The organism is Desulfonatronum zhilinae (assembly GCF_900182865.1).
Classification (GTDB): Bacteria; Desulfobacterota; Desulfovibrionia; order Desulfovibrionales; family Desulfonatronaceae; genus Desulfonatronum; species Desulfonatronum lacustre.
In genome coordinates this window covers 123,130-133,180 of the sequence record NZ_FXUJ01000011.1, presented here as the reverse complement: position 1 = coordinate 133,180, position 10,051 = coordinate 123,130, and the positions used below count along the sequence as shown (strand labels likewise).

The following is a 10,051-nucleotide window of genomic DNA, read 5'->3' as shown; positions in this document are numbered from 1 at the left end:
AGCCTTTCAAGTCGTTACATGGCAAAAACTCCTATTAATCCATTAATTTCAAACAAATACATGTCTTGGCAATGACAATGTTGGGACACTAGTGGAATTCAGCAAAGAAAAAAGAAAAGGCACCGTTTTTTAACGGTGCCTTTTGATTGCTTGGTAGCGAGGGAGGGACTTGAACCCCCGACTCTGCGGATATGAGCCGCATGCTCTGACCACCTGAGCTACCTCGCCCTTGGAGGGAGTGCCTCCCGAACAAGAATTTGGTTACATATAGATTTGGGTTTCGTTTGGCAAGTAGTTGTGGCCGAGAAAATTAATTCGCGTCGCGGATTAGGTCGATGACCACGACTTCAGGACGTGCGCCGACGCGCAGCGGCGGGCCCCAGGTGCCTGCTCCGGTGGTCACGAAGAGGTGGCTGTCGCTTTGCTGGAAGTGACCGGCGAGATATTTGTGCTGCATTCCGACGAACCAGTGGAATGGAAAAATCTGGCCGCCGTGGGTGTGGCCCGCGACCATCAGGTGGATGCCCAGGGGCGCGGCTTTTTCGTCCCAGGCCCAGGGCCGGTGGGTGAGCAGGATCTGGAAGTGGTCCGGCGAGAGTTCGGGAGTGAGCCGGTCCAGGTGGCGGATCATGAATTCGCGGTCCATGTAGCCCCAAGTCGGATCGTCGATGCCGATCAACTGGATGCCCGTGTCCGGCAGGATCAAGGTCTCGTTGCGCAACAGGCGGATTCCGGCCAGGTTGTGAAAGGTTCGGCTGGTTTGCAAGCCGACGTAGAATTCATGGTTGCCCAGGACGCCGAAAACGCCCAAAGGTGGGGCGAGGCGGGCCATGGCAGAGGCCTTGGGGTTCAGCCACTCCGGATGGTCGTTGATCTGATCCCCGGCCAGCAGCACCAAGTCCGGCTCCAGTTCATCGACGAACCCGACCAGTCGTTCTACCCAAGTCTGCCGGGTCATTACGCCGAAGTGGGTGTCGCTGACCAGCACGATGCGGGTGTCCGCGGTTACCAGAGGCGTGCGGATTTCGATCCGGGGCGTTTCCCACTGCGTGGCCGCGTACAGGCCGTAGAGCACGATGATCGCTGTCAGGGCCAGGACCGTGAGCAGTTGGCGCGGGCCGCGGGGGAACCAACGAGTTTTGGCCGCGGGCGGAAGTTTGAGCAGGGCTTGCAAGACCATACTCAGGATTTGCAGCCAGAACAGATAAAAGACCGTCCCCATCCAGACAAAGACCAGCCACCACAGGATGCGCACCAAGGGCTGAGGCCAGTCCGCCGGGATCAGGTAGGCCAGAAACGGGGTCGCGGTCAGGGCCAGGACCGCCGGCAGGCCGATCAGCCATTTCCGAAGTCCGAGGCCGAGCTGAGCGCCCATCCGCGCCCAGACCAGCAGGTGCATGGACAGATAGACCAGGCCCGCGATTTGAAAAAACGTCATCCTTTCTCCTCGTCCACGGTTTTACGGGTATGTTTGACGCTTTTGCGCCGTTTCTTCCGATCCAGTCTGCGTTGTCGCGCCGCCAGGGTCGGCTTGGTGGGACGGCGCGGTCGGGGCGGATGCCAGGATTCGGCGATCAGTTCCGCCAACCGAAGCAAGGCGTCGGTACGGTTGCGCTCTTGCGTCCGGTACCGGCGAGCCTCGATGATCAACTCCCCTTCGTCGGTCATCCGCCTGCCTGCCCGAATGATCAGACGTCGGCGAACATCCTCGGACAGTAGAGGGGTGGAGTGAACGGTGAAGCGCAGGCGCACCGCCGTGGAAACCTTGTTCACATTCTGCCCACCCGGTCCGGAACTGCGCAGAAACTCCATCTCCACGTCGGGAGAGCGTTCGAGTTGGTCAAGAGATATTGGGAAAGGGGGCATGGAATTGGTCGGGAAATGATTTTTGCCTGGAAGTCAACGATTGCAGGAAGAGGGGGGCGTCCGGCCTTTGTTGGTTGAGGTTACCTTTTGAGGGGGTGGGGAGCAAGAATGGAGTGTCGAGTATACGAAGCGAGGTTTTTCAATGGAGTTCTGCCGCGTATGGTCGAGGCCGCGCGAGTGATTGCTTGAGTGGGGCGAAGGGGCTATTGTTGCTATCAAGGCGCGAGGCCGGGCCACGAGGCAAGAATGAACTTTGGCTCGTGCGTCGCTTTTGGGAATGCATGCGCGCGGCCTTTGTCGATCTGTCAGGACACTTTTGTGAATGGAGTCAGGGATAATATGGTTTTTATGGCCTCTCAGTCCAACCCGCCGATCATCGAGGCCCGCAATCTGCGCAAGCAATTCGGGTCGTTCACTGCCGTGGACGACCTGAGCTTTCACGTGGAGAAAGGGGAGTTTTTCGGGGTGTTGGGGCCCAATGGGGCGGGGAAGACCACGGCTATTCGGATGATCTACGGTTTTTCCCCCTTGACCTCCGGAAGCATGCGGGTTTTCGGGCTGGATATCGGGCAGGGCTGGCGGGAGGTTCGGTCCAGACTGGGGGTCTGCCAGCAGGAGAACACCCTGGACCCGGATCTGACCGTGGAGCAGAACCTGCTGATCTTCGCCGGATATTTTTCGTTGCCCAAGGTTGTGGCCGGACGACGGACCCGTGAACTGCTGGAGTACTTCGCCCTGGAGCACAAGAAACAGGCCAAGGTGGAGCACCTTTCCGGAGGCATGGCCCGGCGGTTGATGCTGGCTCGGGCCCTGATCAACGAGCCGGAGCTGATCATCCTGGACGAGCCGACCACCGGCCTGGACCCGCAGTCCCGGCATCAGGTCTGGGACAAGCTCCGGGAGCTGCGAAGCCGGGGGCTGACCATGCTGCTGACCACGCACTACATGGAGGAGGCGGCCTGGCTGTGCGACCGGTTGATCATCGTGGACCACGGACGAGTGCTGGTGGAGGGGACGCCGCGGGAACTGATCCGGGAGCATGCCGGGGATTCGGTGGCGGAGGTGGAGTCACCTACCGAGGAACTGCGGGCGTTTGTCCGTTCTCACGGTCTGGCCCACGATGATCTTGGAGAGCGAATCATCATCTACAACACCCTCGGGCCGGAATTGGAACGCCGGTTGCGGGAGGAATTCTGCGCCCAGACCTGTACATTCCGTCAGGGGAGCCTGGAAGACGTGTTCCTGCGCTTGACCGGAAGGGGGTTGCGAGAATGATCCGGACCGGAAGGTATTCGTTGCGGTTGTTGCGTGTCTGGCTGCGTAATCTGGTGGTGTACCGGCGGATCTGGAAGGTCAACTTCCTGGTTCCGCTGCTGGAGCCGCTTTTTTACCTCCTGGCTTTCGGCATCGGGTTCAGCGGACTGGTGGGGGAGGTGTTCTATGCCGGAGAAAGCCTGACCTACGTGGCCTTCATCGCTCCGGCCCTGCTGGCCGTGGCGATCATGTTCAACGCCTTTTACGAGACTACCTTCGCCTCGTTCGTGCGCATGTACTACCAGAAAACCTTCGACGCCATGCTCTCCACGCCGCTGTCCCTGGAGGAGATCATCACCGCGGAGATCCTTTGGGGGGCGACCAAATCAGTCCTGGCCGCCGGGCTGATGCTGATGGTCATCGCCCTGTTCGGGCTGGTTCGTCTGCCCGAGGGGCTATGGATTCTGCCTCTGGCCTTTTTGGGCGGCATGGTCTTCGGCTCGGTGGGCATGTACTTTACCGGGATCACGCCGAGCATCGACATGTTCAACCTGCCGATCTTCCTGTTCGTCACCCCGCTGTTCCTGTTCAGCGGGACGTTCTTTCCGGTGGCCGGGTTGCCGGAATGGGCCCAGGTCGTGGCTTGGCTGTCGCCGCTTTACCACCTAGTAGAACTGTCCAGGCTGGCGACCATGGGCCGGATGGAGAGCAGTGCCGTGATCAGCCTGGGGTACTTGTTCCTGTTCAGTGGGGTGTTTTTCATGTTGGCGATCCGGGCGATGCGGCGGCGGCTGGTCAAGTAGTGTTTCATCCGGAAACGATGGCGTGTCCGGTGGGAAACGAGGGGGCCGCGAGGTGGGCTTCCTTGGCCGTCAAGCTTCGGTGGGCTGCTCGACTTTGCGCTTTCTGGCTTTGACCTTTTGCACGGAAACCAAGGCGTCCAGTTCGAACTTGGCCACCTTGTAGCCCATCTGGCGCTGGGTCAGGCCCAGTTCCTTGGCGGCCCGTGCCTGGATCCAGTCGTTGCGGCGCAGAGCCGCGATCACCTCTCGCTTTTCCATCTCCCGCAGCAGGGCCGGTTTGTTTGAGGTGCCGGGGGGGGCAAGCTTGCCCTGGCCGTGAACCGGGCCTTCGGTCGTTCCGGGGCGGGGCGAAAGGTAGGGCTGGATCAACTCCGGCTGGATCCGGTCCTGTTCGGTGAGGATCACCAGCCGTTCGATCAGGTTCTCCATCTCCCGGACGTTACCCGGCCAATCGTAGCCCTTGAGCTGTTCCAGGGCCTCCACGGAGAAGTGGATTTCCCGGTCGTACTCCCGGCTGACCTTGCGCAGGAAATGGATCAGCAGGCCTTCGATGTCCTCCTTGCGCTCCCGCAGAGCCGGGGTGTGGATGGGGAAGACGTTCAGGCGGTAGTAGAGGTCCGGACGGAAAGCCCCCTGGTTGGCCAGGATTTCCAGGTCCTTGTTCGTGGCCGCCAGGATGCGCACGTCCACCTTGCGGGTCTTATTGCTGCCCAACCGCTCGAACTCCTTCTCCTGAATGAACCGGAGTAGCTTGGCCTGCAACCCCAAGGGCAGTTCGCCTATTTCGTCCAGAAAAATGGATCCTTTGTGCGCTTCCTCGAACTTCCCCGGCTTGGTTCCCATAGCCCCGGTGAACGCCCCTTTTTCATACCCGAACAGCTCTGATTCCAGAAGGTTTTCCGGGATGGAAGCACAGTTGACCTTGATGAACGGGAAGTTTTTCCGTTCGGAAAGGTCGTGGATGATCCGCCCGATCAGGGTTTTGCCCGTGCCGGACTCGCCCTGGAGCAACACCGTGGCCTTGGTCGGGGCGACCCGTTCGATCTGGCGCTGGACTTCCAGCATGGCCAGGCTGCGTCCGACGATGTAGGGGCCATCGGAATTCCTGGAGACTTTGGAGCGCAGGGACGCGTTTTCGGCCCGTAGTTCCTGGAACTTCTCGTTCAGACTGATGAACTGGGCGATGAGCACGGCCACGACCTGCAGGAATTCGATGTCTTCCTGGGAGGAGACATGGTCTTCGAAAAGACGGTCCACGTTGAGAACCCCGATGGCCTGTCCCTGAAGCATGACCGGAACGCCGATGAAGGTCAGGTGCTGCTTTTCCAGGGTTCGGGATTGGGTTTTATTCAGGAACAGCGGCTCTTTGCGGATGTCCGGGATGGCATAGGGCTTGCCGGTCTGAAAGATCTTCCCGGTAATGCCCTCGTCCAGGCGGTACACCCCGCGACGCATTTCTTCCCCGGTCAGTCCATGAGAGGCCGTGATGAACAACATGCCGGTCTTGCGGTCCAGGAGGGTCACCGTGGCCCGCTTCATGCTCAGCGTCTCCGAGAGGATCCGCAGCACATCCCTGAGGGTGTTTTCCAGGTCCGGCAGGTTGGCGATAATTTCACTGATGCTGGAAAGGACTTTCAGCTTGAGATCTCTGGTGTCTGGACGCATACTCTCGGATATCGCAAAAAGTATTCCAGATATGCAAAAATGGTAATTGTTTAAATTGTATGAATTTTATTTGCAGTTCCCACACTGTTACCCATTTTTGACCGACAAAAATGGGTAATCAGTGATTCTATGTTTACGTTAATGTAAAGAGTGTTTGTTTCGACCGTGGGCTGTACCTGATCCGTGCTTTTCGCTAACAGTCTGTTGAAAAACTCCCAATTGCTGCGTCGCTGCAAAAAGTTCAAACTCTCACGTATGAATAAATACGCTTCGACCTTGAACTTTTTTTGCTCCTTGCACTTGGGGTTTTTGAACGGACTGCCGGATAAGGACTTTTTCAACACTTAGCTAACCTGCTTCGCGGTATCTCTTCGCTCGCGGTCCGGCTTGTCTTGATTTTGCGGCATCGCAACCATTTGTTTTGAACAACATTATCTTGCTGGTAACTACTCAGCTCATCCGAGTAAAAGTGGCCTGGATACCCGCCTTCGCGGGTATGACTGGCTCGGAGACGGCATTAAAAACATGTCATTCCCGCGAAGGCGGGAATCCAGCTTCGGAATGAGGCTCTACCCAGGCTGTGCTGAATAGTTACTCTTGCTGAAGGAATTATGTCGCTGATGAGTCGTGTCGGTGGACGGGGGCTCGGGCCCTCCGCGCTGACCATCGCGGGCTGGACTTTCGCGGTGGCGATACTGGCCGTCATGGCGGCTTTCGGAGCGGCTTTTGACTGGAGCGTGGTCCACGTCGAGGCCGCTCAATGGACCCATGCCTGGTGGCTCGTGCCGATATTGATCCTGGCCCAGGCCCTGCCTTTCGCCTTCGCCCTGCCTGGTTCGGTGATGTTTCTGGTCATCGGGCTGCTCTACGACCCGCTGCCGGCAGCGGCGATGATCGCCGCCGGAGGCGTGATGGGCAGTATGGCGGCCTACTACTTCTCCGGAAGGCTGGCTGTTTCCTGGGTGGAACGGGTTCAGCGGCAAAAGGTGTACAGGGTTTTGCGGAGCAACACGAACTTCCTGATGCTTTGCGCCATGCGCACCTTGCCCGGCTTTCCCCATTCCGTGATCAATTACGGTTCCGGGTTGTTGCGGATCCCCCTGAAACGTTTCATTTTCAGCGCGATTCTGGGGTATCTGGTCAAAGGCATGCTGTACGCCTCCATCCTGCATAACGTCGTGGACGCCGACGAGGCCGGGGAACTGTTCAGCCTGGAGGTGATGTGGCCGTTGTTGGTCCTCGCGGGCTTGTTCGTCGCGGGTTTTGTTCTGCAAAAGGCATTTGGCGGATCACAGTCGACAAGCTGATGATCGAAGTCGTTGATGTCACGCCACGGGTAGAAATACGGAGTTCCGGTTGTCGAGCATGGAATTGAGTGTGCTTTCAGACTTTTTATGGAGACCGCGAGGCGATCGTGAGTGACAACTTGGCGAAATCATATACTTCCGCGCAGGGCGGCCAGCAGGATGGGCGGCTGCTCGACTTGGTGCATGCCCCCCTGGAAGCAGTGGCCGCGTACTGGCTTTCTTTGAAAAAGACCCTGGATCAACGGAAGAATGGAAAAATTCTACCCGAAGAGGCCAAGCACGCCACCGAGCCGTTCATCAAACACCTGCTGAAGCTTCTGCAGTCCGGCCTTTCTCCGGAAGACTGTCGACGCCTGGCCGGGATCAAGCAGCGCAATTTGCTGCGGGATCTGCACCGCAAGCTGGATCTGCTGGCCATTTGCCTGTTGGGCATCGCGGACAATGAAAACCCGCAGAAAGTTTTGATCCGCATCATATCCAGGTTTTCCATCTCCCCGATTTTCGAGAAGGAAGTCTTTGAGATCGCCCAACAAGCCCTTCAAAGTCTGGACAATCCCAAGACCAGGGAGCGTTTTCTGCTCATCGATCAATCCATGAAGATCGAGGCTTTGATCATCAACATGATGGTTTACTCCATGTTCGCCCGGCGCAATGATCTGAAGAAGATGGTCGTGTTTTCCGAATACATCCGGTCCTATTATTTTTCCGAGGGCATGGCCCTGATCCAGGATGGGTTTGAACACGATTTCGTAAAGTACCGGTTGATCCTGCTGCGCAAGGAAATTTTGGCGGACATGGAAAACAAAATGGAAATGTCCGTGGAGATGTTTTTGGGCATTCGCAAGGGACTCGCTTACGAGGACCTTTTTCGAGTCTACGATTCGTTCACGTTGTAGCACACGTTTCCATTGAGTATTGACGATTTCCCGAGTCTAGCGGCATGAAGAGGTGAGCATTGGGTAAAATAGTGGTCGGGAAAAAAGTCTTGATGGAGTTGGCCGGAATCAGGGACAAGCTCCAGTCCTTTTTCGTCGGCTACATCAACAGGCGCTGCGTGATCACTACTTTTCCTTTGGTTCCAGATGTCAACCGCCCGATGCTTCTGGAACATCTGTACAAGGGGAATTCGTTGACGGTCCGGTATATCCATTCCGGGACGGTTATGGGCTTCACCTCAGAGATTCAGCACGTCGCCTTCACGCCGTATTCCCTTCTGTTTTTGAAATATCCCGGACAGATTGAGTCCTTCAACTTGCGCAAAGACGACCGGGTGGCTTGCCTGTTTCCGGCTTCGGTGATTCTCAACGACGTCTCGTTTCCCGGAGCCTTGTCAGACATCAGCAGATCCGGATGCAACATCGCCTTGCCCGTCTCGGACAATCACACCTTCAGTGCTGAAATCGGCAGTCAAGTGGTCTTGCATTGCCCCCTGCTGTTTGCGTCGGATCAAGCGGAAATTTCCTGCACGGTCAAGCAATTGAACAAAAATGGTGTGAAAACTGGTCTTGGTTTGATGTTTTCCCATGTCCCGGACGATCTTTTGGTCCGGATCAATACTTACATCGAACAAACGCGGATGTTCATGGATGCCGATTGATGGCCATTTTGGTAGATATTCGAGCGGATTCCGGGCTTAGCCGAACCATCGGCCGGTTTGCCGCCGGAATGGCCCTGCTCCTGTTTTTGGTCTGGATGTGGTTGCGTCCGGGAGGGGAACTCAGCGCTTTCGCTGGAGTGGTCCTGTCGGTGGTTGCCGCGGGCTGCCTCTCATATCGACATGAGGTGCATATTGATCAACGGGCCGATGTGGTGGAGCAGTATCGGCGGATTCTGTTTCGGGAGCGTCACCGGGGATTTTTATTCAGCGATTTTCGGGCCGTGGGCGTTGCGACCGTACTGGGCGGGGACTTGCGACCCGTCTATCTGGCTCATGTGATCGAGCTGCGGGGCCGGACTCGGCTGGTTTTGCCGGGAGTGCATTTTGGCCTGGAAAAGGCCAGGGCTGAAGCGGCCGATTTGGCACGAGAACTGGATCTGCCTCTGGAATCCCGGGTGCGCACTATTCTGTGGTCCTGACCCGGAAAGCCGTTGACTGTGGTCAGCCCGGAACCACCTGATAAAAGCCGCCGGATTCCAGCAGGCGCAAGGGGACGGCGAAGAGGTCGGTCAGGGCCTGTTCCGTGAGCACGTCCTGTTTCGGGCCGTCAGTCACGATACGGCCTTTCTTGAGCAGGACGATCCGGTCTATTTCCGGGGGGATTTCGTGGATGTGGTGGGTGACCAGGATCATGGTTTTGCCGCGGCGCATCAGTTCGCGGATCGTGGCCAGGTAGTGGAAGCAGGCCGCGATGTCCAAACCCGAGGTGGGTTCATCCAGGAGCAAGGCCTCGGGGTCATGGGCCAGGGCGCGGGCCAGCAGCAGGCGGCGTTGTTGTCCCGTGGACAGGGATGCGTAAGGTCTTTGGGCCAGGTCCGCCCCGGCGATTTGTTTCAGGATCAGCTCGGCCCGGTCGTGTTCCTCGCGGGAGAACCGCTGATGGGCATAGGTGCCGATGGATGACCTAAGCCCGGAGAGGACCACTTCCCGCCCGCTGGCCGTGCCTTGATAGTCCTGTTGCAGGTCGGAGGAGACGAAGCCCAGCCGGGAGCGCAGTTTCCAGACGTCCCATCTTTCCCGGCCGAACAATCGCAGGACCGTGTTCGGCTCCGCCGCGGGATAGAGTTCACGGGACAACAGTTTGAGCAGGGTCGTCTTTCCGGCACCGTTGGGGCCGAGAAGTACCGTGTGTTGACCATGCTCAATGGTCAGGTTCAGGTCATGAAAAACCCGGCTCCGGCCTCTGTAGACCGTGGCCGCGCGGATATCCAGAATAGGGGGCGTTATGCTGGGCATTTCGGGGCACTCTAGCTGCGAGCAGCGGTTTTGACAATTCGGTCAGGCCCTTCTACCTTGACTGTTTAATCGTAACTATTCAGCACAAAGTAATGCTGTTGTCGGGGTCGGAATCGGAATCGGAATCGGAATCGGGATCGAAAAGGGTGGGGTTCGTTCAATTATTTTCCGTTCCGATGCCGATACCGATAGCGACCCCGATAGCCGGAGTAAGAGCGGGCGTAAGATGTGCTGAGTAGATACGTTTAATCAACGATTTTCAA

General features: G+C 57.6%; 10 protein-coding genes and 1 tRNA gene. 6 read left to right on the top strand and 5 right to left on the bottom strand.

What is annotated here, in order from left to right:
* Positions 1-151: 151 nt before the first annotated feature.
* The 3 genes from AC559A_RS10660 to arfB form a co-directional block, all read right to left on the bottom strand.
* Positions 152-228: transfer RNA gene (locus AC559A_RS10660), tRNA-Met, on the bottom strand.
* Positions 229-310: 82 nt separating this feature from the next.
* Positions 311-1,438: a metallophosphoesterase gene (locus tag AC559A_RS10655; RefSeq protein ID WP_498817905.1), complete on the bottom strand. Its 1,128-nt coding sequence runs from the start codon at positions 1,436-1,438 to the stop codon at positions 311-313.
* Positions 1,435-1,866, bottom strand: a complete 432-nt coding sequence (arfB, locus tag AC559A_RS10650) for an alternative ribosome rescue aminoacyl-tRNA hydrolase ArfB (RefSeq protein WP_498817904.1) — start codon at positions 1,864-1,866, stop codon at positions 1,435-1,437. The genes AC559A_RS10655 and arfB overlap by 4 nt, the downstream gene beginning before the upstream one ends.
* 348 nt (positions 1,867-2,214) lie before the next feature.
* On the opposite strand from arfB, the gene AC559A_RS10645 reads away from it, so the two are divergent.
* Together AC559A_RS10645 and AC559A_RS10640 are read left to right on the top strand one after the other, a co-directional pair.
* Entirely contained in the window at positions 2,215-3,141 is a 927-nt protein-coding gene (locus AC559A_RS10645) for an ABC transporter ATP-binding protein (protein ID WP_028572022.1), read from the top strand.
* On the top strand, positions 3,138-3,923 hold the full coding sequence (locus tag AC559A_RS10640) for an ABC transporter permease (RefSeq protein WP_498817903.1): 786 nt from the start codon (positions 3,138-3,140) through the stop codon (positions 3,921-3,923). Before AC559A_RS10645 ends, AC559A_RS10640 begins: the two co-directional genes overlap by 4 nt.
* Positions 3,924-3,992: 69 nt before the next feature.
* Here the strand turns inward: AC559A_RS10640 and AC559A_RS10635 are convergent, their stop codons facing one another.
* Complete coding sequence (locus AC559A_RS10635) at positions 3,993-5,588, bottom strand: sigma 54-interacting transcriptional regulator (RefSeq protein ID WP_498817902.1); 1,596 nt, start codon at positions 5,586-5,588, stop codon at positions 3,993-3,995.
* A 611-nt stretch (positions 5,589-6,199) separates the two neighbouring features.
* Between AC559A_RS10635 and AC559A_RS10630 the strand changes: the two genes are divergently transcribed.
* From AC559A_RS10630 to AC559A_RS10615, 4 genes are all read left to right on the top strand, one after another.
* A complete protein-coding gene (locus AC559A_RS10630; RefSeq protein ID WP_084031960.1) occupies positions 6,200-6,895 on the top strand; it encodes a VTT domain-containing protein in 696 nt (231 codons plus the stop codon).
* 107 nt (positions 6,896-7,002) lie between these two features.
* Positions 7,003-7,791 (top strand): hypothetical protein, encoded by a 789-nt coding sequence (locus AC559A_RS10625; protein ID WP_156932907.1) that lies wholly within the window; start codon positions 7,003-7,005, stop codon positions 7,789-7,791.
* A 59-nt stretch (positions 7,792-7,850) separates the two neighbouring features.
* Entirely contained in the window at positions 7,851-8,492 is a 642-nt protein-coding gene (locus tag AC559A_RS10620) for a flagellar brake protein (protein ID WP_498817901.1), read from the top strand.
* The gene (locus AC559A_RS10615; RefSeq protein WP_498817900.1) at positions 8,492-8,971 is read left to right on the top strand and encodes a hypothetical protein; all 480 of its coding nucleotides are present in this window, start codon (positions 8,492-8,494) and stop codon (positions 8,969-8,971) included. The genes AC559A_RS10620 and AC559A_RS10615 overlap by 1 nt, the downstream gene beginning before the upstream one ends.
* 22 nt (positions 8,972-8,993) lie before the next feature.
* Here the strand turns inward: AC559A_RS10615 and AC559A_RS10610 are convergent, their stop codons facing one another.
* Positions 8,994-9,788, bottom strand: coding sequence for an ABC transporter ATP-binding protein (locus AC559A_RS10610; RefSeq protein WP_498817899.1), 795 nt, complete (start codon positions 9,786-9,788; stop codon positions 8,994-8,996).
* Positions 9,789-10,051: the final 263 nt, after the last annotated feature.